This window comes from Aurantimonas coralicida DSM 14790, assembly GCF_000421645.1.
In the GTDB taxonomy this organism is placed as follows: Bacteria; Pseudomonadota; Alphaproteobacteria; order Rhizobiales; family Rhizobiaceae; genus Aurantimonas; species Aurantimonas coralicida.
The window spans coordinates 41,303-64,684 of sequence record NZ_ATXK01000010.1 but is presented as its reverse complement, the minus strand read 5'-3'; the positions used below and the strand labels follow the sequence as shown (position 1 = coordinate 64,684).

Below are 23,382 nucleotides of genomic sequence, written 5' to 3'. Positions count from 1 at the left end.
CGGTCTGCACCGGGCGCAACGCAAAACGGGCCACCGTTTCCGGCAGCCCGCTGAATGCTCATGCGACGATGGCGTCGTCAGTCGATGTCGTCGACCGCGGCGTCGCCGCCATGAACCCGGTGCGCCAGCGCACCCTCCATGAAGGGGTCCAGCCCGCCGTCCAGGACTTCCTGCGGCGAGGTGCTCTCGATGCCGGTCCGCAGATCCTTGACCATCTGGTACGGCTGCAGGACGTAGGACCGGATCTGGTGGCCCCAGCCGATATCCGTCTTCGAGGCCGCCTCGGCATTCGCCGCATTCTCGCGACGTTCGAGCTCGGCTTCGTAGAGCCGGGCGCGCAGCATGTTCCAGGCGGTCGCCCGGTTCTTGTGCTGCGAACGCTCGGCCTGACACTGGACCACGATACCGGTTTCCAGATGCGTGATGCGCACGGCCGAGTCCGTCGTGTTCACGTGCTGGCCACCGGCGCCGGACGCCCGGTAGGTGTCGATGCGGACATCGGATTCGTTGACGTCGATGTCGATCGAATCGTCGACCACCGGATAGACCCAGACCGAGGCGAAGGACGTGTGCCGCCGCGCCTGGCTGTCATAGGGCGAGATCCGCACCAGCCGGTGGACGCCGGATTCGGTCTTCATCCAGCCATAGGCGTTGTGGCCCTTGATGAGCAGCGTGGCGGACTTGATACCCGCCTCTTCGCCGGAATGCTCTTCCAGGACCTCGACCTTGAACTTGGCCCGCTCGGCCCAGCGCATGTACATGCGCTGCAGCATCGCCGCCCAGTCCTGGCTCTCGGTGCCGCCGGCGCCCGAATGAACCTCGACATAGGTGTCGTTGGAATCGGCCTCGCCGGAGAGGAGCGTCTCGATCTGCCGCTTGTCGGCCTCGGCCTTGATCTCGCGGATCGCAGCCTCGGCTTCCTTGACGATCTCGGCGTCCTTCTCCTCCTCGCCCATGGCGATGAGTTCGATATTGTCCTGCAGCGACTGGTTCAGGCGGTTCACCGCGCCGATGGCGGTGTCCAGGAACTGGCGTTCGCGCATGAGCTTCTGCGCTTCGGCCGGATCATCCCAGATGGTCGGATCTTCCGCCTTGTTGTTCAGCAGGTCGAGGCGTTTGAGAGATTTCTCCCAGTCAAAGATGCCTCCTCAGCAGGCTTATGGCCTGCTTGATTTCGTCGACAAGGTTCTCGATCTCGGCGCGCAAGCCGCAATCTCCTAAATCCTGAGGGTATGGTCTCGCACCGGCGACGCAGGCCTCGCCGTCGCGCGGGGCGACGTCGGAGCCGGATTGCCGGTCGGGGTGGCTCTATAACGGTCCGTGGCCGGCTTGGCTAGAACAGCCCGCCGCCACCACCGCCCTGGACGATGGCCTGCTCGGCCTCCTGCGAGACCTGCCCGGAGCCGAAGCCGCCGGCCATCTCGTCGGCGCCGATGATGTTGAAGGTGTCGGACGGCCCGGTGCCGGGCTTGAACGCCTCCATGATGACGTCGCCGCCCGAACCGCCGGAGCGCATGCCGGTCTTCCGGTTCACGGCGATCAGGTCCATGCCCTCGGGCACCTTGAACTCGACCGGCGGCACGCCTTCCAGCGCATCCTCCATGAAGTCGATGAAGACCGGTGCCGCCATGCCGCCACCGGTGGCGCCGCGGCCCATCGGGGTCGGGTTGTCGTAGCCGAGGAACACGCCGGTCACGAGGTCCGGGGTAAAGCCGACGAACCAGACGTCCTTCTCCTCGTTGGTGGTGCCGGTCTTGCCGGCGATGGGAACGCCGAGCGCGGCCACACGGGTGGCGGTGCCGCGCTGGACGACGCCCTCCATCATCGACGTGATCTGGTAGGCGGTCATCGGGTCGAGCACCTGATCGCGCTCGTCGACCAGTTCCGGCTCGCTCTGGCCGTCATAGGCCGGCGCGTCGCAGGTCTGGCAGATGCGCTGGTCGTGCTTGTAGATCGTCTTGCCGTAGCGATCCTGGACCCGGTCGATCAGCGACGGCTCCAGCGAGCGGCCGCCATTGGCGATGACCGAATAGGCCGACACCATGCGCAGGACCGTGGTCTCGCCGGCGCCGAGGGCCATCGGCAGATATTTGCCGAGATTGTCGTAGATGCCGAAACGCTCGGCATATTCCGCGACAAGGTCCATGCCCATGTCCTTGGCGAGCCGGATCGTCATGAGATTGCGGCTCTTCTCGATGCCGAGGCGCAGGGTCGAGGGACCGGCCGAGCCGCCGCCGTAATTGGACGGTTCCCAGACGCCGCCATTGCCGTCCGGCAGCGAGATCGGCGCGTCCATGATGACCGAGGACGGCGTGTAGCCATTGTCCAGCGCCGCGGCGTAGACGAAGGGTTTGAAGGACGAACCGGGCTGGCGATAGGCCTGGCTGGCCCGGTTGAACTCGGACTGGGCGAAGGAGAAGCCACCGACCATGGCGACGACACGCCCGGTCTTGGGCTCCATCGCCACCAGTGCGCCCTGCACCTTCGGCGGCTGGCGCAGCCGGTAGCCGGCGCCCTCTTCCTTCTTCTCCACATAGACGACGTCGCCGCGCGACAGCACCTCGGCGGCGGAGCTGACATTGCCCTTCCGATCCTCGGTGTTCAGGCGCAGCGCCCATTTCATGTCGTCCCTGGCGATGCTCGCCAACTCGCGCTCAGCGCCCCGGGCGCCGGACATGTCGCGCGGCGGCTGCAGGCCGATCTCCACGCGACCCGCTTCGGCGGTCAGGACGACGGCCAGACGCCATTCGGGGACGTCGGCGAGCGGCTCGATCTTGGCCAGCGACTGGCCCCAGTCGCTGCCGATCTCGACCCGGGTCACCGGCCCGCGCCAGCCGCGCTCCTCGTCATATTTGATCAGCCCGTGCTGGAGCGCCTTGCGCGCCTCCGCCTGCAGCGTCGGATCGAGGGTCGTGCGGACCGACAGACCGCCCTCGTAGAGCGCGTCGACGCCGTAGCGCTGGATGATCTCGCGGCGCACGTCCTCGGTGAAATACTCGGACGACGCCAGATAGGTGCCGGTCGGCCGCGGATTGACGTCGAGCGGCTTTTCCTGCGCCTCGCTGGCGGCCTCGGCGGTGATGAAGCCGTTGGCGGCCATCTGGTCGATGACCCAGTTGCGGCGCTCGATCGCCCGGTCCGGGTCGCGGAACGGATTGTAATTCTCCGGCGCCTTCGGCAGCGCGCCCAGATAGGCGGCTTCCTCGATGGTCAGTTCGTTTACCGACTTGTCGAAATAAGCCAGCGCCGCGGCGGCGACGCCGTAGGAGCCGAGGCCCAGATAGATCTCGTTCAGATAGAGCTCGAGGATCTTGTCCTTGGAATAGGCCTGCTCGATGCGCAGCGACAGGATCGCTTCCTTGATCTTGCGGTCGAAGGTGCGCTCGTTGGTCAGAAGGAAGTTCTTGGCGACCTGCTGGGTGATGGTCGAGGCGCCCTGCATGCGGCCGCCCTTGGCCAGCACCATGACGGCGCGCGCCACGCCTTCGATGTCGACGCCCGGATGCTGGTAGAAGTTCTTGTCCTCGGCGGAGAGGAAGGCGTTCTTGACGAGATCCGGCACCGCCTGGATCGGCAGGAACAGGCGCCGCTGGCGCGCGTATTCGGCCATCAGCGAGCCGTCGGCGGCGTGCACCCGCGTCGTGACGGGCGGCTCGTAGGCCGCCAGGACCTGATAGTCCGGCAGGTCACTGCCCATCTTCTCGATGTACCAGGCGAAGCCGCCGGCCACCACGAGGAAGAAGACGGCACCGATGGCAAAGAAATAGCCGAGCAGTCTGATCATCGAAACTCCGTCCGCCCTGCGCCGCCGCGCCGGTCCGGTTCATGCTCCCCGCATCGGCTCGCAGGAGCCTTGGCCGGGAATTTGCAACATCCGCCGCGCATGGGCCGCAGCGAACGTCCTTTTAACGTTTTCCTGCTGCGCAAATGCGGCGAGGCCATGGACATGGGTGCATGACGGCCCCGCAATGCAGGCAAGCGTTGTCGATTTACCACATCCGCCCGGATGCGCGTGCCCGATTAGCCGGGCTTGCGCGGTTCGGCGACCTTTTCCCCGAAGAAATCCATCACCGCCCGGGCGATCGCCGCGGCGGTGTCCTTGCGCCAGGCCGCGTCCGTCAGGAGCTTCTCGTCCTCGCGATTCGACAGGAAGCCGAGCTCCACCAGCACCGAGGGGACGTCCGGCGCGGTCAGGACCTTGAATCCGGCCGAGCGTTTCGGCCGGTTGATCAGGCGAATGTCCTCGCGCCGCAGGTCCCGGACCAGCGACGAGGCGAAATGCTCGGAGAAGCTGACGGTCTCGCGCCGGGTCAGGTCGAGAAGGATGTCGAAGACGGTCGGCTCGTCGCGCTGCCATTCCTCGCCGGCGAAGCGGTCCGCCGCATTTTCCGACGCGGCGATCTCGCGCGAGAGCTCGTCCGAGGCGGTCTCCGAGAGCGTATAGACGGTCGCGCCCCGCAGATCGGCGTAGCGGATCGAGTCGGCATGGATGGAGATGAACAGGTCGGCGCGTTCGCGGCGGCCGATCGCCGCGCGCTCCTCCAGCGGAATGAATGTATCGTCGTCGCGGGTCAGCGTCACCTCGACATCGCCGCGGGCCTGCAACGCATCGCGGAGAGCCAGCGCCATGGCGAGGTTGATCTCCTTCTCCAGCGTGCCCGACTTCGACACGGCGCCCTTGTCGACGCCGCCATGTCCGGCGTCGAGCACGACCTTGAGGACACGCCCCTGCGGCACGGCCGCCGGCACATCGGGTCCGGCGTCAGGGGCATCCTGCCGCGGCGCCGGCGTCGACGATGACGCCGCAGCAACCTTGCCGGACGTCGCCGGGCGGATGGTCAGGGAGAGCGTCTCGCCGTTCGCCGTCGCGGCGCGGTCGAGCTCGGCGCTGGCCGCACCCTTGAGCGTAAAGATGAAGCGATACCGGTCGGCCGCGACAAGGCCGTGCCGGCTCGTCGAGACGAGCGCATTGTCAGGCGGCGCATCCAGCGCGGCAGCCGAGAGGGTGTCCTCGAAATCGACGGCGATCCGCTCGGGATTGCGCAGATGCAGGACCCGCGCCTCGGGCTTGCCGATAACGTCGAACGCGACGGTGAAGGCGTCCGCGTCGGCGGCCTGGGTCACCGCGGTGATGATCCGGTCCTCGGCGAGCGCGGAAGACTGGGCACCCCACAGCAGGAGCACCACCACAGCCGCCAGGGCTGTCCGGGCAAGCTCGGCCACCACGTTCCGGCATCGTCCTGTCATTGCACCCCTTCCCGGTCACAGCGTGTCGCGTCCTCTGCGCGATAGGCCATCCCTGCTGACGCGACAATGTTGATGAGACTGGGGCGACGGCTCAAAGTCGCGCGGCCGAACCGCTGCGGCGGCCGGCAGCGCTCCGGCGACAGGCGGTATGCCGCTTTGCACCCACGCCTCGCGCGATCTCTTACCTTGCGACCACAATCGCCGCGCCGCACTTGTTTATTAGGCATTCCCGTCATAAAATCGAACCGAGGCTTAGTGATGCGGAATCACATGCAGCTGCCGATTCGGAGGCACGAGTGCCCCGCGGACGTCGGCACGGCTGCGGCGAAAACGTCGCGGCAGGTTTGCGATCCTGCGACCAGTCACCGAGCCTCGAGCAGAATTTTCATTTCGCCGCAGGAATTTCCTTCCCGGCGGATTTCCAACGTCGCGAATGTGCCCGGCTCGCAAGCCGCCAATTCGCCCGTTTCGTCGGCCGCCCCAGCGGCCATGTAGTTGTTACAGGTCGAATCTTGTCACCAGCTCCCGTTCTCCGATACCCGCCGCATCCCTTAACAAGGGGTCTGGCGCCGTCGAGTCACGGCCGCGCTGCAATGCCAGATTCCACCGATACGGGCTCGCGCCCTCCCGTCGACAGGCAGGCGCATGACGCCTTGCCGCGACCTGGTGCGAGCGCCCGGGAGTCCTTTCATGGCAAACAAAATGCTGATCGACGCGTCCCACCAGGAGGAGACGCGCGTCGTCGTCGTCCGGGGTAGCCGGGTCGAGGAATTCGATTTCGAATCCGAACACAAGAAGCAGCTCAAGGGAAATATCTATCTGGCGAAGGTGACGCGGGTCGAACCCTCGCTCCAGGCCGCCTTCGTCGAATATGGTGGCAACCGCCACGGCTTCCTCGCCTTCAGCGAGATCCATCCCGACTATTACCAGATCCCCAAGGCCGACCGTCAGGCGCTGATCGAGGAAGACCTCCAGTGCGCGATGGAAGAGGAAGAGGCCGACGAGCCAAAGCCGACCCGTTCGCGTCGCGGATCGCGCAGCAAGTCTGCCGCGAACAGCGACGAGACCGTCTCGGAAAAGGCCGAGATCGACGAGAACGGTGACGAGGCCGGCTCCGACGCGGCGTCGAGCGACGCCGATCAGGGCGAGGCCCATGGCGACGAGACCGAAATCCGCGCCACCGAGTCCGACGACGATCACGACGCAGACGCCGATGCCGATGGCATCACGACGTCCGGCGGCGACGGTGACGACGAGGAGAACGGGTCCGAGCGGTCTTCGCGGGGCCGGCGCGGCGGCCGCGGTCGGCGCGGGCGCACCCGCGCGTCCGGCGACGACGAGAGCAATGGCGACGAGGACGGCGACGACGAGATCGACCAGATCGGCTCCGAGGACGCCATGGAGGAAGTGCCGGTCCGCCAGGCACGCCAGCGCCGCCAGTACAAGATCCAGGAAGTCATCAAGCGTCGGCAGATCCTGCTGGTGCAGGTCGTCAAGGAAGAGCGCGGCAACAAGGGCGCGGCCCTGACCACCTATCTGTCGCTGGCCGGTCGCTATTCGGTGCTGATGCCGAACACGGCGCGTGGCGGCGGCATCTCGCGCAAGATCACCAATGCGGCCGACCGCAAGCGGCTGAAGGATGTCGTGCGCGAGCTGGACGTGCCGCGCGGCATGGGCATCATCCTGCGCACGGCCGGTGCCAACCGCACCAAGCCGGAGGTCAAGCGCGACTACGAATATCTGATGCGGCTGTGGGAGACGGTGCGCACCGTCACGCTGTCGTCGATCGCCCCTGCCCTCGTCTACGAGGAAGGCAGCCTGATCAAGCGATCGATCCGCGACCTCTACAACAAGGACATCGACCAGATTCTCGTCGCCGGCGAGACGGGCTACCGCGAAGCCAAGGACTTCATGCGGATGCTCATGCCGAGCCAGGCGAAGGTCGTGCAGCCCTATCGTGACCCGACCCCGATCTTCGTGCGGCAGGGCATCGAATCGCAGCTCGACAAGATGGTGCAGCCCCACGTCACGCTGAAGTCGGGCGGCTACATCATCATCAACCAGACCGAGGCGCTGGTCGCCATCGACGTCAATTCGGGGCGTTCCACCAAGGAACACTCGATCGAAGACACGGCCTACCAGACCAACATGGAAGCCGCCGAAGAGGTGGCGCGCCAGCTGCGTCTGCGCGACCTCGCCGGCCTGATCGTCATCGACTTCATCGACATGGACGAGAAGCGCAACAACCGCGCGGTCGAGAAGAAGATCAAGGAGTGCCTGAAGAGCGACCGGGCCCGCATCCAGGTCGGCAGCATCTCGCATTTCGGCCTGCTGGAAATGAGCCGCCAGCGGATTCGCGCCAGCGTGCTGGAATCGACCATGCAGACCTGCCCGGTCTGCGAAGGCACCGGTCATATCCGCTCGTCCTCGTCGTCGGCGCTGCACGTGCTGCGCACGATCGAGGAGCATCTGCAGAAGCACGCCGACCACGATCTCATCGTCAAGGTTCCGACCTCGACGGCGCTCTACGTGCTCAACGAGAAGCGCCAGCGGATCGAGGAACTCGAGCACCATCACGGCCTGCGCATCATCCTGGAAGCCGACGACAGCGCCGGCCACCAGGCGATCACCATCGCGCATGGTGCCGAAGCGACGAAGCCGGAAATCACGATCGATGCCGGCCAGCCGGATGCCCTCGCCGTCAGCGATGCGCTCGACGACGCGGCGGACGAGGAAGCGGCACGCCGCTCGGCCGACGAGCTCGACCGGATCGCCGAAGAGAAGCCTGCGGTCGAAGACAAGGGCCGTGCGGAGGAAGACCGGAACGGGTCGGACAATTCCGAAGGCGGCGGTCGCCGTCGCCGCCGGCGTCGGCGCAAGCGGTCGGGTGACGAGGACGAGACTGTCGCCGACGGCCAGTCGCGCGACGACCGTTCGGATCAGGACAATGGCGATGATCGCGACGGCGATGCCGAAGGTGACGACGAGACGGATGGCGGCGCACATCGCAGCACCAGCCGGACCGACGACGACAGCGACCGGGGCCGCAAGCGCCGCCGCCGCGGTCGTCGGGGTGGTCGCCGCAATCGCGAGGACCAGAATGGCGAGGGCGAATCCGGCCAGCCGTCCGGTGACGTCGCAGCCGATCAGGCTTCGGACGCGCAGCCGATCCACGCCACCGCAACGACGGTGATGTCGGATCAGGTCGCCGCAACGCCGGCCCCCGTGGCCGAGGATGCGCCGGTGGCGTCGCCCGCCGAGCCGGTTGCCGCGCAGAGCGAAGCGGCCGACAACGCCGACTCGGCGGTCGTGGCAGAGCCTGCAATGCCGGCTCTGGCCGCCGAGCCGGTGGCCACCAGCGAGCCGGCACCGGTCGAGGCACAGCCTGCCGCAACCGAAGAGACCGCCGCGGCCGCAGCCAACGACGATACGCCCGCCGCGCCGGAATCGTCCGACCCGGTGGTCACGTCGAGCACCTCGAACGATGCCGAGGCCAAGCCCGAGAAGCCGCGCCGCACCGGCTGGTGGGCGCGCCGGAGCTTCTTCTAAGGCGAAGCGCATCACCCGCGTCGCGCCGCGGGACACGGCAGACATGAAAACGGGCGGCCCATCGGGCCGCCCGTTTTGCGTTCCGGGTCTGTTGTTGGGGCCGGGACCGGCGCTGCCGGTCAGCCGATGCGGCGGTCGGCGATCCGGTCCAGCGCCTCGGCGAGCGTTGCGTGATCGCAGGCGTAGGACAGCCGCACGAAGTTCTCGCCGCGGCGGGTGTCGAAGTCGGTGCCGGGGGTGATCGCCACATGGCAGCGCTGGAGGATGTCCGCGGCGAACTGCGTGGCGCCTGATTCGCCCTCGGGGATCGCGGCATAGGCGTAGAACGCGCCATCGATGGGGGCGATATCGCGGAAGCCCAGCTCCGGCAGCCGGCTCGCGATGAGGTCGCGATTCTTCACATAGCCATCGCGCACGACGTCGAGTTCGGCCGTCGCGTCGAACACCGCCGTGGCCGCGACCTGCGAGAGCTCCGGTGCGGAGATGTAGAGGCTCTGGCCGATCCGCTCGGCGGCCCGCAGCAGCGCCTTCGGCAGAATCAGCCAGCCGATCCGCCAGCCGGTCATGCAGTAATATTTGGAGAAGGAGTTGACGATGATCGGCCGGTCGGAGAACTCCAGCGCCGTCGCCTCGGCCCGGCCGTAGGCAAGGCCGTGATAGATCTCGTCGGAGACGAAGCGGATGTTTTCGGCATCGGCATATTCGACCAGCCGGCGCAGCTCGTCGCGGGGCGTGACGGTGCCGGTGGGGTTGGCCGGGCTGGCGATCAGGACCCCGGCGAGCCGGTGCTCCTCATGGGCGGCGCGCAGATGCTCGGCGGTCAGGATGTAGCCGGTGGTCCGGTCGACCTCAATCTCCACCGGCACCAGCCCGAGCGCGCGCAGGATGTTGCGATAGGCCGGGTAGCCGGGCGCGGCGAGCGCGATCCTGTCACCCGGATCGAAGGCGGCGAGAAAGGTCAGGTTGAAGCCCGCCGACGAGCCGGTGGTGATCATGATCTGCGCGGCATCCACCGTCTGGCCGTAGGCGTCGGCGTAGTGGCGGGCGATGCGCTCGCGAAGATCCTGGCGCCCGAGCGCATCGGTATAGGCGATGCGGCCATGGTCGAGCATGCAGCGGGCGGCATCGCGCGCGATCTGCGGCGCCGGCGCGGCCGGCTGGCCAACGGCCAGCGACAGCACCCGGTCGCCCCGTGCGATCATCCGGTTGGCTTCGGCCAGAACGTCCATGGCGCGAAACGGGTCGATGTCGGACCGCTTTGATGCCATCATCGTGAGGGTTTCGGACAGGTCGGACCGCATGTTTCGCCTCGATTTCGCCGGATTGGGGTGAGGATTGCCAGACAGTGCCGGGATCGGATCGGGAATTGGCGATCGGTCATCGGCCAGCATCGGAGGGGACTAGCATGAACATGTCGCTCGGCGCGATCTCCGCCCGCATCACATCGATGATCCTGGCGGCATCCGTGGCACTGGCACCGGTTAGCGTTCAGGCCGCCGGGAAGGACAAGGCCAGCCTGCCGATCGTGCGGGACGCCGAGATCGAGGCGCTGGTCGCCGACTATGCGCGTCCGCTGCTGAAGGCGGCGGGCCTGTCGCGTTCAGGCATCGAGATCGTGCTGGTCAATTCCGACGCCTTCAACGCCTTCGTCTCCGGTCGCCGCATCTACATCAACACCGGCGCGATCACCGCGACGCAGACGCCCAACCAGCTGATCGGCATCCTCGCCCACGAGATCGGCCATCTGGCCGGCGGTCACCAGCAGCGACTGCGCGAACAGCTGGAGCGCTCCCAGGCCATCGCCGTGGTCGCGAGCCTGCTCGGGGCCGGAATCGCAGCGGCGGGCGCCGCCGCTGGCGGCGGCAGCGCGGTCAGCGCCGGGGCAGGAGTGATGATGGGCGGCGGCGGCATCGCCCAGCGCAACCTGCTCAGCTACCAGCGCGGCGAAGAGTCCACCGCCGACCGGTCCGCCCTCACCTATCTGGAAGCGACCGGCCAGTCCGCCCGGGGTCTTGTCGAGACCTTCGAGATCCTCGATCGCGGCAATCTCTTCGCCCGCAGCAGCGGCGGGAACTACACCTCCTCGCATCCGGTGCCGCGCGACCGCATTGCAGCCCTGCAGCGGCTGGCCCAGGAAAGCCGTTTCTACGACCGGGCCGACAAGCCGGAACTGGCCGTGCGCCACAATCTCGCCCGGGCCAAGATCGTCGCCTACAATGACGGTGCCGGGGCGGTCCGCCGGATGTTCGCCCGCGATCCGCGCAGTCTGGCGGCCTATTACGGCGACGCGATCGCCACCCACCTCGCCGGGTCCCCGGCCTCGGCGCTCGCCAAGGTCGATGCGCTGCTCAAGGCCCAGCCGAACAACGCCTTCTTCTACGAGCTGCGCGGCGATATCCTCGTCGATGCGGGACGCTCCCAGGAGGCGGCGGCCGCCTATTCGAAGGCCGCCAGGCTGGACAAGACCGGCTCGGGGATCCTTAAGGCCGAGATCGGCCAGGCGCTGGTGACCAGCGGCGATCCGGCCAAGATGAAGGAGGCGATTCGCCTCATCCGCGAGGGCCTCAGCTCGGATCCTGGCAATTCCGTCGCCTACCGGTTCCTCGCCATGGCCTACGGGCGGATCGGCGAAGTCGGCCGCGCCGAACTTGCCACCGCCGAAGGCTACTGGCATGGCGGTGCCTTCCGCCAGGCGAAGATCTTCGCCATCCGCGCCCAGCAGAAGCTGCAGCCGGGCACGCCGCCCTGGCGGGCGGCGCAGGACATCATCCAGACCGAGATTCGCTGACGGGCGATCCGCACCGAACCGAACAGAAGGACGCCGCACCCGTGCTTTCCATCCGACGCCTGACCGCCGCAACGGCCCTCGCCTGCACGCTTCCGCTGATCGCAGCCGGCGCCGCCAACGCGCAGGACAGCGCGCCCGCGGCAGCGCAGACATCGTTCGACGCGAAGCAGACCGACGCGATCGAGACGATCGTGCGCGCCTATCTGATCGAGCATCCCGAAGTGCTGCTGGAAGCGCTCGACGCGCTGGAGGCCAAGCGGACGGCCGACCAGTCGGCGGCCCAGAAGGCGGCGATCGCCGAAGTCGGGCCGGCGCTGTTCGAGACACCGGAGGGCACGGTGCTCGGCAATCCCGACGGCGACGTCACCGTGGTCGAGTTCTTCGACTACAATTGCGGCTACTGCAAAAAGGCGATGCAGGACATGGATGCGCTGCTCGCGGCCGATCCGAACATCCGCTTCGTCCTGAAGGAAATCCCGGTGCTCGGCCCGCAGTCGCTGGAAGCCGCGCGGGTCTCCCTCGCCTTCCGCGAGATCGCGCCGAACGAATACGCAGCCTATCACCGCGCGCTGCTCGGCTCGCGCGGCACCGCCGACGAGGCAAGCGCCATTGCGGTGGCCGGAGATTTCGGCGTCGAGGAGTCGGCCCTGCGCACGGCCATGCAGTCATCCGCCGTGACGGAGGCGCTGCGGCAGTCGAACGAGATGGCGACCCGACTCGGTATCAACGGCACGCCGTCCTACGTGGTCGGCGAAGAGGTGGTTCCCGGCGCGGTCGGTCTCGACAATCTGCAGGCGAGCATCGCCAATGTGCGCGAATGCGGAACCATTGCCTGTTGAGGACGGGCTGAGGGAACGAAACACCCGTCGGGGCGCTTTCCCCACGCTGTCGATGCCTCTATACGGGGCTGTGAGCTGCGCGGTGCGCGTGCGATTGCCAGAAAAGACCGAGGGTCGATGACCTCGACGATCTACTTTCTCAACGGCCCCAATCTCAACACGCTCGGAACCCGCGAGCCCGAGATCTATGGCACGACGACGCTGGCCGACATCGAGGCCCGGTGTCGCGATGTGGCCGCGGACGCCGGCTTCGAGATCGTGTTCCGGCAGTCCAACCATGAGGGCGAACTGGTCGACTGGATCCACGAAGCGCGCGAACGCGCCGTGGCGATCGTCATCAACGCCGCCGCCTACACCCATACTTCCCTCGCCCTTCACGACGCGCTCCGGGTCTTCGGAAAGCCCGTCGTGGAGGTGCATCTGTCCAACATTCACGCGCGCGAGGAGATCCGGCACAAGAGCCTGATCGCGCCGGTCGCCGTCGGCATGATCGCCGGCTTCGGCCCGGTGGGTTACGAACTCGCCATTGCAGCCCTCAAGGCGCGCCTGTGAACAATCGAGTCGAATAGACCGAAGGAATCGCATGTCGAAAGAAGACAACTCTGTCGACCCGTCGTTCGTCCGCGAGATGGCGAGCATCCTGAAGGACACCGATCTGACCGAGATCGAGGTCGAGCACGGCGAGATGCGCGTCCGCGTCTCCCGCCAGAAGGATTATGGCGGCTACGCCCAGCCGATGCACTACGCTGCGGCGTCGGGCCCGGCGCCCGCCGCTCCGGCGCCGCACGCGGAGCAGCCTGCCGCCCCGGCGGCCGCCACCGGCCCGGAGAAGGGCACGGTCCCCTCGCCGATGGTCGGCACGATCTACCTGTCGTCGGCGCCGGGCGCGCGCGCCTTCGTCGAGGTCGGCCAGAAGGTCGCCGAGGGCGAGACGCTGCTGATCATCGAGGCGATGAAGACGATGAACCAGATCCCCGCGCCGCGCGCCGGCACGGTGACCAAGATTCTGGTCGAGAATGCGCAGCCAGTGGAATACGGCGAACCACTCGTCGTGATCGCGTAAGGGGCGCGGCATGGTCAAGAAGGTCCTGATCGCCAACCGCGGCGAGATCGCCCTGCGGGTGCTGCGCGCCTGCAAGGAACTCGGCATCCCGACGGTGGCCGTCCACTCCACCGCCGACAACACGGCCATGCATGTGCGCCTTGCCGACGAGAGCGTCTGCATCGGTCCGCCGCCGGCCCGCGACAGCTATCTGAACATTCCGCAGATCGTCGCCGCCTGCGAGGTGTCCGGCGCCGATGCCGTGCATCCCGGCTACGGCTTCCTGTCCGAGAATGCGCGCTTCGCCGACATTCTCGACGCCCACAAGATCACCTTCATCGGCCCCACCGCCGAGCATATCCGGATCATGGGCGACAAGATCGAGGCCAAGCGCACCGCCAAGCGTCTCGGCATTCCCGTGGTCCCCGGCTCGGCGGGCGCGGTGACCGACGACGACGAGGCCGCACGGATCGCCGCGGAGATCGGCTATCCGGTCATCGTCAAGGCTTCGGCCGGCGGCGGTGGCCGCGGCATGAAGGTGGCGAAGACGGCGCAGGACCTGTCGATGGCGCTGTCCACGGCCCGTTCGGAAGCCGGAGCGGCCTTCGGCGACGATGCCGTCTATCTGGAGAAGTATCTGGAGAAGCCGCGCCATATCGAGGTGCAGGTCTTCGGCGACGGCGCCGGCAACGGCATCCATCTGGGCGAACGCGACTGCTCGCTGCAGCGCCGCCACCAGAAGGTCTGGGAAGAAGCCAGCTCGCCGGCGCTCGACCAGGAGCAGCGCGACCGGATCGGCATGATCTGCGCCAACGCCATCGCCAAGCTCGGCTATCGCGGCGCCGGCACGATCGAGTTCCTGTACGAGAACGGCGAGTTCTATTTCATCGAGATGAACACCCGCCTGCAGGTGGAGCATCCGGTGACGGAAGCCATCACCGGGCTGGACCTCGTCCACGAGCAGATCCGCGTCGCCAGCGGCCAGGGTCTGTCGGTGACGCAGGCCGACATCCAGTTCGCCGGTCATGCGATCGAGTGCCGGATCAACGCCGAGGACCCGGAGACCTTCGCACCGTCGCCGGGGCGGATCACCCATTACCACATGCCCGGCGGTCTCGGCGTACGGGTCGATTCGGGCGTCTATCAGGGCTATTCGATCCCGCCCTTCTACGACAGCCTGATCGGCAAGCTGATCGTGCATGGCCGCACCCGGACCGAATGCATGATGCGGCTGCGGCGCGCCCTCGACGAGATCGTCGTGGACGGGGTGAAGACCACGCTGCCGCTGTTCCGTGACCTCGTGGACAATCCGGACGTCGCCAAGGGCGACTACGACATCCACTGGCTGGAAAAGTATCTCGCCCGCAGATCAGCAGGGTAGGATCATGACACGGCGTGGTGGCCAGCGTTTCGAGATCACCCCGTCCATCCTGCTGAAGGCCTATGCCTGCGGCATCTTTCCGATGGCGGAAAAGGCGGACGATCCGGGCATCTTCTGGATCGATCCGACCGAGCGGGGAATCCTGCCGCTGGACGGCTTCCACCTGCCGCGCAGCCTGCGCAAGACCATCCGCCGAGCGCCCTTCGACATTCGCGTCGACACCGCCTTCGCGGCGGTGGTCGACGGCTGCGCGGAAGCTGCGCCCGGCCGCATGGAGACCTGGATCAACGGCCAGATCCGCTCGCTGACACTGGCGCTGGCGCAGGAAGGCTTTGCCCATTCGGTAGAAGCTTGGGACGGCGACGAGCTCGTCGGGGGCCTGTATGGCGTATCACTGGGCGGCGCGTTCTTCGGCGAGAGCATGTTCTCGCGCCGCACCGATGCGTCCAAGGTCGCGCTGGCCTATCTGTGGGAGCGGCTATGCCGTGGCGGCTACCAGCTCCTCGACACCCAGTTCCTGACCGGCCATCTGGAGCGCTTCGGCGCGATCGAGATCGACCGCGACACGTACCAGGCGCTGCTGGCCGAGGCGATCACGGTGGATGCGACGTTCTACCCCGCGGGCGCCGGGACATCCGATTCGCTTTTGCAGCTCTTCAGCCAGACGTCATAGACCGGATGCTCGACGGCGTTGAGGCCGGGAGACGCGGCGAACATCCAACCGGAGAAGATCTGGCGGATGTCGCGCTGCAGGGTGATCTCGTCGACCTTCACGAAGGCATCGGTCTTGGCGGCTTCGCCCTCGGCGCTGGTGTAGCAGACCTTCGGCGTCACCTGCAGGGCGCCGAACTGCACCGTCTCGTCGATATAGACGTCGAAGCTGGTGATCCGGCCGGTGATCTTGTCGAGCCCGGAGAACACCGCGACCTTGTTGGCGATGCGCTGCTGCGCCGACGCCGGAACCAGCGCGAGACCGGTCGTCACGGCAAACAGGATCGACGCACATAGCCGACGGTTCATGGGGGCGTCCTCAACATTTCCGGCCCGCCGGGCCGGGCAATACGCGCTGTGTCTGCCGGCAGATTGCGGCGATGACAGGGAGATCGTCCGGGCAGCAATCGAAAAGGCCGAAAGCCGATCCTGTCAGGCGGCCGACCGCGCTCCGGACCGCCGTGCGATCAGGGCGTCCAGGCGTCGTAATCGTCGGTGACGCGCGGGCGCTCGGACGGAGTGAGCAGCGAGCCCTGCGGCCGGTAGGCCTTGGCCGTGCCGGTGTAGTTCGGCTGGTGCGGCTTCTGCCAGGCGCGCGGCTTGTAGTCTTCCTGCGAAGGCGGCGTATCGACCCGGTAATGGATCCAGCCGTGCCAGCCGCCGGCTATCATCGACGCCTCGGCCGGGCCGTTGTAGATGACCCAGCGCTTGGTGCCGTCGGCGTTCTGATAATACTGGTTGCCGGCATCGTCCTCGCCGACCTTCTGGCCCTTGCGCCAGGTGTAGAATCTCGTGCCGATCGTCTGGCCTTGCCACCAGGTGAAGATCTGCAGCAGCCATTCCTTCATGGGAATTCCAGTCCGTGTCGATGCGGGGACGTTATGCTGCCGCGGCCGCAAAATGTCCACCATGGATCGCGTTCGCGCCGCCCTTCGGCGGCGCCCTGCCCGGCTCAGCCGGCGGCCAGCGTCTTCTCGTAGACCGAGGCTGGAATACCCGAATCGGCACAGCCGCAATTGGCGGTCGAGCCGGTCTGGGTGAAACCGTGCGCGCGGTAGAAGTCGATCGCCGGCATATTGGCTTCCTCGACCTCGAGGCGCAGCGTGCGCGCCGTCGGGAAGCAGTCGGAAATCTCGGCCAGAAGATCGCGGCCGATGCCCTGGCGCTGACAGCCCGGCCGCACATAGAGCTGGTGCAGGACGACCATCTTGCCGTCGCCGGCGGTCGCGGCGGCATAGGCCATGCCGCCCAGCCGCGTGCCGTCGTCGGCGACCAGGAACTCCGAGTTCAGCCGGTTGATCCGCGGCCTGAGCGCTTCGACCGAATGCCACGAGCGGGTGATCTCGCTCACCCGCTCAGCCCCGTAGATGTGGTCGTAGGTCGCGTGCCAGGTCTCGCCGAGCAACTGGCTGATCGCCTCCAGATCGGCCGCGCCGGCGGTGCGGACGAAGAAGGTCATTCCACGCCGAGCTTCTGCTTGACCAGCGCGTTGACCGCCTGGGGATTGGCCTTGCCCCCGGTCGCCTTCATCACCTGGCCGACGAACCAGCCGGCCATGGTCGGCTTGGCGCGGGCCTGCTCGACCTTGTCGGGATTGGCTGCGATCACCTCGTCCACCGCCGTCTCGATGGCGCCGGTGTCGGTGACCTGCTTCATGCCGCGCTCGTCGACGATCTTCTCGGGGTCGCCGCCCTCGTTCCAGACGATCTCGAACAGGTCCTTGGCGATCTTGCCGGAGATCGTCTCGGCCCGGATCATGTCGAGGATCGCCCCGAGCTGGTCCGCGGTCACCGGCGTCTCGCCGATATCCTTGCCGGCCTTGTTCAGCGCGCCCAGCAGGTCGTTGATGACCCAGTTGGCAGCCTGCTTGGCGTCGCGGCCCTTCGCCACGGCCTCGTAATAGTCGGCGATCGCCTTTTCGGAGACGAGGATCGAGGCGTCGTAGGCCGACAGGCCGGCATCGCGGATCAGCCGGTTCTTCTTGGCGTCCGGCAGTTCCGGCAGGCCTTCGAGCAGCGCGTCGACATAGGCCTGGTCGAATTCCAGCGGCAGAAGGTCCGGGTCCGGGAAGTAGCGGTAGTCATGCGCCTCTTCCTTGGACCGCATGGCGCGGGTCTCGCCCTTGGCCGGATCGTAGAGGCGGGTCTCCTGGTCGATGGTGCCGCCATCCTCGAGGATCGCGACCTGACGACGCGCCTCGGCCTCGATGCACTGGCCGACGAAGCGGATGGAGTTGACGTTCTTGATTTCGCAGCGGGTGCCGAAATCACCGCCGGGACGCCGCACGGAGACGTTGACGTCGGCGCGCATGGAGCCCTCGTCCATGTTGCCGTCGCAGGTGCCCAGATAGCGCAGGATGGTCCGCAGCTTGGTCAGATACGCCTTGGCCTCGTCGGCCGAGCGCATGTCGGGCTTGGAGACGATCTCCATCAGTGCGACGCCGGAGCGGTTCAGATCGACATAGGACATGGTCGGATGCTGGTCGTGCATCGACTTGCCGGCATCCTGTTCGAGATGCAGCCGCTCGACGCCGATCTCGATCTCCTCGAACTCGCCCTTGGAGTCCGGGCCGACGGAGACCGAGACGATGCCCTCGCCGACGATCGGGTCCTTGAACTGGGAAATCTGGTAGCCCTGCGGCAGGTCCGGATAGAAATAGTTCTTCCGGTCGAACACCGAGCGGTGCTTGATCTCGGCCTTGAGGCCGAGGCCGGTGCGCACCGCCTGGCGGACGCATTCCTCGTTGATCACCGGCAGCATGCCCGGCATGGCCGCGTCGACGAGGCTGACATGATCGTTGGGCGCGCCGCCGAAATCGGTCGAGGCGCCGGAGAACAGCTTGGCCTCGGACGTTACCTGGGCGTGGACCTCCATGCCGACGACGATCTCCCAGTCGCCGGTGGCGCCGGAGATGAAGTTCTTCGGATCGGGCGTTCGGGTGTCGACGAGGGTCATGGGCGTGTCCAGAAACTGAAGATGGGCTGCCAGAACGGCTGGTTCAATGCATGAAATCGGTCCGGTGGCGCAGCACGCCGGAGCGGCTGCAGCCGGTCAGCGACCGAGTGCGGCGACGATCGTGTCGCGCTCGGCCTCGAGGCTCTGCGCGCTCGGCTCGCGCCCGGCGCGGCGATACCAGTATTCGGCATTGCCCTGGTCGCCTTCGACGCGGTGGAGATGTGCGTGGATCCAGGCTGCGTCGGCGGAATGATCGTCCTGCACGATCGCGTGGGCGCCGTGCCAGTCGCCCGCCGCCAAGAGATCGAGTGCCTTGCGAAGCTCCGCCATCAGCCTACCACCATCTTGCCGGTTCGAAGCGGCCGGCCGCCTGCTCGATGGCGCTGCCGATCGCAAACAGGGTCTCTTCCTCGAAGGGCCGGCCGATGAGCTGGAGACCGAGCGGCAGCCCGTCGCCGGACAGGCCCGCGGGAACGGCGAGGCCCGGCAGGCCGGCCATGTTCACCGTCACCGTGAAGATGTCGTTCAGATACATCTTCACCGGGTCGGAGGCCATGTCCTGATCGGCGATGCCGAAGGCGGCCGAGGGCGTCGCCGGCGTCAGCAGCGCGTCGATGCCGTCCGCATAGACGGTCTCGAAGTCGCGCTTGATCAGCGTGCGGACCTTCTGGGCGCGCAGGTAATAGGCGTCGTAATAGCCGGCCGACAGCACATAGGTACCGATCATGATGCGGCGCTTCACCTCGCGGCCGAAACCGGCAGCGCGGGTGTTCTCGTACATCTCGGCGACGTCCTTGCCCGGCACGCGCAGGCCGTAGCGCACGCCGTCATAGCGGGCGAGGTTCGACGAGGCTTCCGCCGGCGCGACGATGTAATAGGCAGGCAGGGCGTATTTCGTGTGGGGCAGCGAGACGTCGACGATCTCGGCGCCGGCGTCGCGCAGCCAGGCGATGCCCTGCTGCCAGAGCGCCTCGATCTCCTCCGGCATGTTGTCGACGCGGTATTCCTTCGGAATGCCGATGCGCAGGCCCTTCACCGAACGGCCGACCGCGGCCTCGTAGTCCGGCACCGGCAGGTCGACCGAGGTGGTGTCCTTCGGATCGACGGAGGCCATGGATTTCAGAAGGATCGCCGCATCGCGCACGTCGCGGGCGATCGGCCCGGCCTGGTCGAGGGACGACGCGAAGGCCACCGTGCCCCAGCGCGAGCAGCGGCCATAGGTCGGCTTGATGCCGACCGTGCCGGTCAGCGCGGCGGGCTGGCGGATCGAGCCGCCGGTGTCGGTGGCCGTCGCGCCGGCGCACAGATGCGCCGAGACCGCCGCGGCCGAACCGCCGGACGAGCCGCCGGGCACCAGGTCGGCATTCGAGCCCTTGCGGCGCCAGGGGTTCTTCACCGGGCCGTAATAGGAGGTCTCGTTGGACGAGCCCATGGCGAACTCGTCCATGTTGAGCTTGCCCAGCATGACGGCGCCATCGGCCCACAGATTGGCGGTGACCGTCGATTCGTAGCGCGGCTCGAACCCGTCGAGAATATGCGACGCGGCCTGGGTGTGGATGCCCTCGGTGGCGAACAGGTCCTTGATGCCCATTGGGATGCCTTCGAGCGCGCCGGCCTCGCCCTTGGCCAGCCGCTCGTCGGAGGCCTTCGCCATGGCCAGCGCCTTGTCCGGCGTCACCGCCACATAGGCGTTGATCTGCGGGTTGGCGGCCTCGATCGCGGCATTGTAGGCCTGCGTCAGCTCGGTCGCGGAAAACTCCTTCGCCGCCAGCTTGTCCCGCGCTTCGGCGATGGTGAAAGACGTCAATTCGGTCATGGGGACAGCTTCTTCTCGTAAAAGCGACTGTAATCGGAATCCGGGTAGTCGAGCACGGCGCCGCAGCGCGTGAAACCGGATCGTTCGTAAAGTCTCCAGGCCGCCTCGAAGCCGGCCGTGGAGCCCGTTTCCAGTACCAGCCGGCCGAGTTCCCGGCGGCGCGCCTCGGCCTCGATGGACTGCAGGACCAGCCAGCCGAGCCCGGACCCGCGCACGTCCGGCGTCGTGTACATGCGCTTGACCTCGCCGATCGCGGGGCTGTGAACCTTCAGCGCGCCCATCCCCACCGCGGCGGACTGATCATCGCGCACCACGAAGACGGTGGTGTCCTCACCGGCCATCTGCTCGGCGGTGAGCTGAAACTGGAACTCCGGCGGCGACAGCGGCCGGAGATGATCGTTCAGCCGGGCGACCAGTTCGCGCAACTCATCCTGAAGCGGCGATTCCACCGCGATCGTCACCGTCATGGCGCGACTATTCCACCACCTTCGGCACGACGAAGAAATGATCTTCGCTGGCCGGCGCGTTAGCGACGATGTCGTCGGCCTTGGCGCCGTCTGTCACTTCGTCGGCGCGTTTCTTCATCACCATCGGGATCACCGACGTCATCGGCTCGACGCCCTCGACATCGACCTCGCCCAGATGTTCGACGAAGCCGAGGATCGCGTTGAGTTCGCTTTCCATCGCCACGACCTCGTCGTCGGTAACGGCGATCCGGGACAGCCGGGCGACCCGGCGGACTGTTGAAGCATCGACGGACATTGCGGTCCTACTGGTTGCAAGAGGAATTGCGCGAGCTATAGCGGCGCGCCCCTTGCGAGGCAACGCCGCAATGGCCGGACGGCCTAGGCGCTGCTCTGCGCCCCGACCGTCCGGTCCGGATCCGAAAGCCGAAATGCGTGCGATCAGACCTCGAAGGCTTCGCCGATCGCCGGCTTGATGATCTTGCCGGCGTCGCCTTCCATCGCCTCGGTGAACTTGTCCGGGGTCTGGTCGAGGATCGGCAGCGTGCCCCAGTGGATCGGGATGATCTTGTCGAAGTTGAAGTAGCGCCGGCAGGCGAGCGCCGCCACCGCCGCGCCCATCGTCAGCCGATCGCCCACCGGCACCATCGCAACCTTCGGGGCGTGCAGTTCCTCGATCAGCGCCATGTCGGCGAAAATGTCGGTGTCGCCCATGTGATAGACCGTCGGGCCGTCGGCGAAGTGGAAGACCAGTCCGTTCGGCATGCCGAGATAGGTCACGGTCCCGTCTTCCTCGACATGGCCGGAGGAATGAAACGCCTGGGTCAGGGTGACGGTGAAGTCGTCAAAGCTCGCGGTTCCGCCGGTGTTCAGCGGCTCGATCGCCTCGATCCCCTTCTTGCCGAGCCAGCTGACCAGTTCGAAGGTGCCGACAACCTTGCAGCCATGCTTCTTCGCGATGTCGACGGTGTCGCCGACATGGTCGAAGTGGCCGTGGCTGAGGACGATATGGGTGACGCCCGCGACGGCGCTGTCGATATTGCCCTCGAAATGCGGGTTACCGGACAGGAACGGGTCGATCAGGATGACCGACGAGCCGGTGTCGATCCGGAATGCGGAATGGCCGAAATAGGTGATCTTCATGGGGGCTCCTTGCGGTCCGATCGCCGGCCGGACCTCTGTTCTGTGGGTGGTGTCCGGCACTCGGCGTGCTAACTGCACCGGCCCGTCCCCCGGTCAAGGAGAACGCGATGGCCATCGTGACGCTGGAAGAATTCGCCGACGCCGTCCCGAGCGGCACGACCATCGCCGGTCTCGACCTCGGCACCAAGACCATCGGCCTCGCCGTGTCGGACCGCGGCCAGCGCTTCGCCACGCCGCGCAAGGTGCTGCGGCGAACCAAGTTCACCGCCGATGCGAATGCGCTGGTGGCGGCGCTGAACGAGGACAGCATCGTCGGCATCGTCATCGGCCTGCCGCTGAACATGGACGGGTCGGAGGGGCCGAGGGCGCAGGCGACGCGGGCTTTCCTGCGCAATTACAGCCGCTTCGACGAACGGCCGGTGCTCTTGTGGGACGAGCGCCTGTCCACGGTCGCTGCGGAACGCGGCCTGCTCGAAGCCGACGTCTCGCGCAAGAAGCGGGCCGAACGGATCGATTCGGCCGCCGCCTCCTTCATTCTTCAGGGTGCGCTGGACCGGCTTTCGTCGCTGCGCTCATAGGCAAAGCCGTTCGCCAGGGCGAGCCGCGCGGCGCGCCGGGCCTGCCACCACGCCCGGATCTTCTTGCGGCGGCGGAAGGCGAGGATCGCGCCGAGGATCAGGCTGTCGATCGCGAGCGCACGCGCCACCAGCGGCGGGATCGTCGCCGGCTCGATACCGAGGATCGCGCCGTAGACCATGAAGACCCGGTCGTGGGTTTCGCGGGAGAAGAGCGGTCCGCCGAGATCGTTCAGCGAAAGAAAATACCAGCCCCAGAAAAAGACCAGGGGTCCGATCCAGAGCACCAGGAAGGTGCGCATCAGCGGGACTTGCCCTTGTCGCCGAACGGCGAGCGATGGCGGCGCATGAGCGCCTCGCGCTCGGCGGCGTGGATCGACCTGAGAACCGATTCGAAGGCCGCATCGTCGGCCGCGTCATCGACTTCGACCAGGCGGTCGAACAGCAGCGCTCCGAAGGTCAGCGCCAGCGCGACGAGGAAACCCGGGCCATCACCGAACAGGCTGGCGAGCGGCGATCCGGCGATGCTTGCAGCGGCATAAAAGGCGAAGAGTGCGACCAGCACAGCCGCGGCCAGCGGCTCGGCCCGGCGGATGGCCAGAATCGATGGCGAGGAAAGCCCGGCGATCGCCATGCCGAGGCCCGTGGCCAGCGCTACGAAGAGGCCTGCGAAGACGAGGGTCGCCTGGGCCGGCAGATAGAGGTCGGCCGCGATCGCGAAATCCTGCAGGAGCGGCGCGGCCGCGGTTCCGGCGGTCAGCGGATCGAGCCAGCCCGAATGCGCCATGAGCCGCAGACTGCTGACAGCCGCGAACCCAATCCAGGCACTGAGCGCCAGGGTCGTCGCCATTCTGCGCATGGAACCTCCTCGT

General features: G+C 67.0%; 23 protein-coding genes. 8 read left to right on the top strand and 15 right to left on the bottom strand.

The features are described 5' to 3' along the window. Positions 1-77 precede the first annotated feature (77 nt). The 3 genes from prfB to H536_RS0117815 all read right to left on the bottom strand — a co-directional run bounded on the left by prfB (position 78) and on the right by H536_RS0117815 (position 5,247). Positions 78-1,206 (bottom strand): peptide chain release factor 2 gene (prfB, locus tag H536_RS0117830; RefSeq protein WP_155898541.1). Its coding sequence is split into 2 segments (ribosomal slippage): positions 78-1,136 and positions 1,138-1,206, totalling 1,128 coding nucleotides; the frame shifts between segments, so codons are not numbered across the junction. A gap of 127 nt (positions 1,207-1,333) precedes the next feature. Further along, positions 1,334-3,784, bottom strand: a complete 2,451-nt coding sequence (locus tag H536_RS0117820; RefSeq protein ID WP_024351738.1) for a penicillin-binding protein 1A — start codon at positions 3,782-3,784, stop codon at positions 1,334-1,336. Between the two features lie 236 nt (positions 3,785-4,020). Beyond that, complete coding sequence (locus H536_RS0117815) at positions 4,021-5,247, bottom strand: N-acetylmuramoyl-L-alanine amidase (protein WP_024351737.1); 1,227 nt, start codon at positions 5,245-5,247, stop codon at positions 4,021-4,023. Positions 5,248-5,937: 690 nt separating this feature from the next. Between H536_RS0117815 and H536_RS0117810 the strand changes: the two genes are divergently transcribed. Beyond that, positions 5,938-8,796 carry an Rne/Rng family ribonuclease gene (locus H536_RS0117810; protein WP_024351736.1) on the top strand — a complete coding sequence of 953 codons (2,859 nt, stop codon included), beginning with the start codon at positions 5,938-5,940 and terminating at the stop codon, positions 8,794-8,796. Positions 8,797-8,915: 119 nt separating this feature from the next. Here H536_RS0117810 and H536_RS0117805 read toward each other — a convergent pair whose 3' ends face one another. After that, positions 8,916-10,097, bottom strand: a complete 1,182-nt coding sequence (locus tag H536_RS0117805; protein ID WP_244495472.1) for a pyridoxal phosphate-dependent aminotransferase — start codon at positions 10,095-10,097, stop codon at positions 8,916-8,918. A gap of 104 nt (positions 10,098-10,201) precedes the next feature. On the opposite strand from H536_RS0117805, the gene H536_RS0117800 reads away from it, so the two are divergent. The 6 genes from H536_RS0117800 (at position 10,202) to aat (ending at position 15,519) form a co-directional block, all read left to right on the top strand. Further along, a complete protein-coding gene (locus tag H536_RS0117800; protein ID WP_024351734.1) occupies positions 10,202-11,584 on the top strand; it encodes a M48 family metalloprotease in 1,383 nt (460 codons plus the stop codon). 59 nt (positions 11,585-11,643) lie between these two features. After that, the gene (locus H536_RS0117795) at positions 11,644-12,423 is read left to right on the top strand and encodes a DsbA family protein (protein WP_035695195.1); all 780 of its coding nucleotides are present in this window, start codon (positions 11,644-11,646) and stop codon (positions 12,421-12,423) included. Between the two features lie 117 nt (positions 12,424-12,540). Continuing rightward, positions 12,541-12,975: a type II 3-dehydroquinate dehydratase gene (gene aroQ / locus H536_RS0117790; protein ID WP_024351732.1), complete on the top strand. Its 435-nt coding sequence runs from the start codon at positions 12,541-12,543 to the stop codon at positions 12,973-12,975. Between the two features lie 31 nt (positions 12,976-13,006). Beyond that, a complete protein-coding gene (gene accB / locus H536_RS0117785; RefSeq protein ID WP_024351731.1) occupies positions 13,007-13,486 on the top strand; it encodes an acetyl-CoA carboxylase biotin carboxyl carrier protein in 480 nt (159 codons plus the stop codon). A gap of 10 nt (positions 13,487-13,496) precedes the next feature. Next, positions 13,497-14,846, top strand: a complete 1,350-nt coding sequence (accC, locus tag H536_RS0117780) for an acetyl-CoA carboxylase biotin carboxylase subunit (protein ID WP_024351730.1) — start codon at positions 13,497-13,499, stop codon at positions 14,844-14,846. A gap of 4 nt (positions 14,847-14,850) precedes the next feature. Beyond that, positions 14,851-15,519, top strand: a complete 669-nt coding sequence (gene aat, locus H536_RS0117775; RefSeq protein ID WP_024351729.1) for a leucyl/phenylalanyl-tRNA--protein transferase — start codon at positions 14,851-14,853, stop codon at positions 15,517-15,519. On the opposite strand, the gene H536_RS0117770 is transcribed toward aat, so the two are convergent. From H536_RS0117770 to H536_RS0117730, 9 genes are all read right to left on the bottom strand, one after another. Further along, positions 15,459-15,866 carry a DUF2155 domain-containing protein gene (locus H536_RS0117770; RefSeq protein WP_009209683.1) on the bottom strand — a complete coding sequence of 136 codons (408 nt, stop codon included), beginning with the start codon at positions 15,864-15,866 and terminating at the stop codon, positions 15,459-15,461. The genes aat and H536_RS0117770 overlap by 61 nt on opposite strands. Before the next feature lie 158 nt (positions 15,867-16,024). Then, positions 16,025-16,405, bottom strand: coding sequence for an NADH:ubiquinone oxidoreductase subunit NDUFA12 (locus H536_RS0117765; protein ID WP_024351728.1), 381 nt, complete (start codon positions 16,403-16,405; stop codon positions 16,025-16,027). A 104-nt stretch (positions 16,406-16,509) separates the two neighbouring features. Next, complete coding sequence (locus H536_RS0117760; protein WP_024351727.1) at positions 16,510-17,016, bottom strand: GNAT family N-acetyltransferase; 507 nt, start codon at positions 17,014-17,016, stop codon at positions 16,510-16,512. Continuing rightward, positions 17,013-18,512 (bottom strand): Asp-tRNA(Asn)/Glu-tRNA(Gln) amidotransferase subunit GatB, encoded by a 1,500-nt coding sequence (gene gatB / locus H536_RS0117755; RefSeq protein ID WP_024351726.1) that lies wholly within the window; start codon positions 18,510-18,512, stop codon positions 17,013-17,015. Before gatB ends, H536_RS0117760 begins: the two co-directional genes overlap by 4 nt. Positions 18,513-18,608: 96 nt before the next feature. After that, on the bottom strand, positions 18,609-18,842 hold the full coding sequence (locus H536_RS0117750) for a hypothetical protein (RefSeq protein ID WP_024351725.1): 234 nt from the start codon (positions 18,840-18,842) through the stop codon (positions 18,609-18,611). Between the two features lie 4 nt (positions 18,843-18,846). Further along, a complete protein-coding gene (gatA, locus tag H536_RS0117745; protein WP_024351724.1) occupies positions 18,847-20,328 on the bottom strand; it encodes an Asp-tRNA(Asn)/Glu-tRNA(Gln) amidotransferase subunit GatA in 1,482 nt (493 codons plus the stop codon). Next, positions 20,325-20,795: a GNAT family N-acetyltransferase gene (locus H536_RS0117740; protein ID WP_024351723.1), complete on the bottom strand. Its 471-nt coding sequence runs from the start codon at positions 20,793-20,795 to the stop codon at positions 20,325-20,327. Before H536_RS0117740 ends, gatA begins: the two co-directional genes overlap by 4 nt. Positions 20,796-20,802: 7 nt before the next feature. Beyond that, on the bottom strand, positions 20,803-21,090 hold the full coding sequence (gene gatC, locus H536_RS0117735) for an Asp-tRNA(Asn)/Glu-tRNA(Gln) amidotransferase subunit GatC (RefSeq protein ID WP_009209688.1): 288 nt from the start codon (positions 21,088-21,090) through the stop codon (positions 20,803-20,805). A gap of 143 nt (positions 21,091-21,233) precedes the next feature. Next, positions 21,234-21,935 (bottom strand): metal-dependent hydrolase, encoded by a 702-nt coding sequence (locus H536_RS0117730; RefSeq protein WP_024351722.1) that lies wholly within the window; start codon positions 21,933-21,935, stop codon positions 21,234-21,236. A gap of 107 nt (positions 21,936-22,042) precedes the next feature. Here H536_RS0117730 and ruvX point away from each other — a divergent pair, with 107 nt between their 5' ends. Further along, positions 22,043-22,513: a Holliday junction resolvase RuvX gene (ruvX, locus tag H536_RS0117725; protein WP_024351721.1), complete on the top strand. Its 471-nt coding sequence runs from the start codon at positions 22,043-22,045 to the stop codon at positions 22,511-22,513. On the opposite strand, the gene H536_RS0117720 is transcribed toward ruvX, so the two are convergent. Next, positions 22,474-22,812 carry a DUF6105 family protein gene (locus tag H536_RS0117720; RefSeq protein WP_024351720.1) on the bottom strand — a complete coding sequence of 113 codons (339 nt, stop codon included), beginning with the start codon at positions 22,810-22,812 and terminating at the stop codon, positions 22,474-22,476. The two genes, ruvX and H536_RS0117720, sit on opposite strands and share 40 nt — an antisense overlap. Continuing rightward, complete coding sequence (locus tag H536_RS0117715) at positions 22,812-23,369, bottom strand: hypothetical protein (RefSeq protein WP_156421805.1); 558 nt, start codon at positions 23,367-23,369, stop codon at positions 22,812-22,814. Before H536_RS0117715 ends, H536_RS0117720 begins: the two co-directional genes overlap by 1 nt. Between the last annotated feature and the right edge of the window lie 13 nt (positions 23,370-23,382).

What these genes read in the sequence shown, in the direction of transcription:
- H536_RS0117770 (WP_009209683.1), bottom strand. Translation starts at nt 15,866, where the DNA reads ATGAACCGTCGGCTATGTGCGTCGATCCTGTTTGCCGTGACGACCGGT.
- H536_RS0117810 (WP_024351736.1), top strand. Translation starts at nt 5,938, where the DNA reads ATGGCAAACAAAATGCTGATCGACGCGTCCCACCAGGAGGAGACGCGC.
- aat (WP_024351729.1), top strand. Translation starts at nt 14,851, where the DNA reads ATGACACGGCGTGGTGGCCAGCGTTTCGAGATCACCCCGTCCATCCTG.
- H536_RS0117805 (WP_244495472.1), bottom strand. Translation starts at nt 10,097, where the DNA reads ATGCGGTCCGACCTGTCCGAAACCCTCACGATGATGGCATCAAAGCGG.
- H536_RS0117820 (WP_024351738.1), bottom strand. Translation starts at nt 3,784, where the DNA reads ATGATCAGACTGCTCGGCTATTTCTTTGCCATCGGTGCCGTCTTCTTC.
- H536_RS0117815 (WP_024351737.1), bottom strand. Translation starts at nt 5,247, where the DNA reads ATGACAGGACGATGCCGGAACGTGGTGGCCGAGCTTGCCCGGACAGCC.
- H536_RS0117720 (WP_024351720.1), bottom strand. Translation starts at nt 22,812, where the DNA reads ATGCGCACCTTCCTGGTGCTCTGGATCGGACCCCTGGTCTTTTTCTGG.
- H536_RS0117750 (WP_024351725.1), bottom strand. Translation starts at nt 18,842, where the DNA reads ATGGCGGAGCTTCGCAAGGCACTCGATCTCTTGGCGGCGGGCGACTGG.
- gatC (WP_009209688.1), bottom strand. Translation starts at nt 21,090, where the DNA reads ATGTCCGTCGATGCTTCAACAGTCCGCCGGGTCGCCCGGCTGTCCCGG.
- H536_RS0117740 (WP_024351723.1), bottom strand. Translation starts at nt 20,795, where the DNA reads ATGACGGTGACGATCGCGGTGGAATCGCCGCTTCAGGATGAGTTGCGC.
- gatB (WP_024351726.1), bottom strand. Translation starts at nt 18,512, where the DNA reads ATGACCCTCGTCGACACCCGAACGCCCGATCCGAAGAACTTCATCTCC.
- H536_RS0117730 (WP_024351722.1), bottom strand. Translation starts at nt 21,935, where the DNA reads ATGAAGATCACCTATTTCGGCCATTCCGCATTCCGGATCGACACCGGC.
- accC (WP_024351730.1), top strand. Translation starts at nt 13,497, where the DNA reads ATGGTCAAGAAGGTCCTGATCGCCAACCGCGGCGAGATCGCCCTGCGG.
- H536_RS0117800 (WP_024351734.1), top strand. Translation starts at nt 10,202, where the DNA reads ATGAACATGTCGCTCGGCGCGATCTCCGCCCGCATCACATCGATGATC.
- ruvX (WP_024351721.1), top strand. Translation starts at nt 22,043, where the DNA reads ATGGCCATCGTGACGCTGGAAGAATTCGCCGACGCCGTCCCGAGCGGC.
- accB (WP_024351731.1), top strand. Translation starts at nt 13,007, where the DNA reads ATGTCGAAAGAAGACAACTCTGTCGACCCGTCGTTCGTCCGCGAGATG.
- H536_RS0117760 (WP_024351727.1), bottom strand. Translation starts at nt 17,016, where the DNA reads ATGACCTTCTTCGTCCGCACCGCCGGCGCGGCCGATCTGGAGGCGATC.
- H536_RS0117765 (WP_024351728.1), bottom strand. Translation starts at nt 16,405, where the DNA reads ATGAAGGAATGGCTGCTGCAGATCTTCACCTGGTGGCAAGGCCAGACG.
- aroQ (WP_024351732.1), top strand. Translation starts at nt 12,541, where the DNA reads ATGACCTCGACGATCTACTTTCTCAACGGCCCCAATCTCAACACGCTC.
- gatA (WP_024351724.1), bottom strand. Translation starts at nt 20,328, where the DNA reads ATGACCGAATTGACGTCTTTCACCATCGCCGAAGCGCGGGACAAGCTG.
- H536_RS0117715 (WP_156421805.1), bottom strand. Translation starts at nt 23,369, where the DNA reads ATGCGCAGAATGGCGACGACCCTGGCGCTCAGTGCCTGGATTGGGTTC.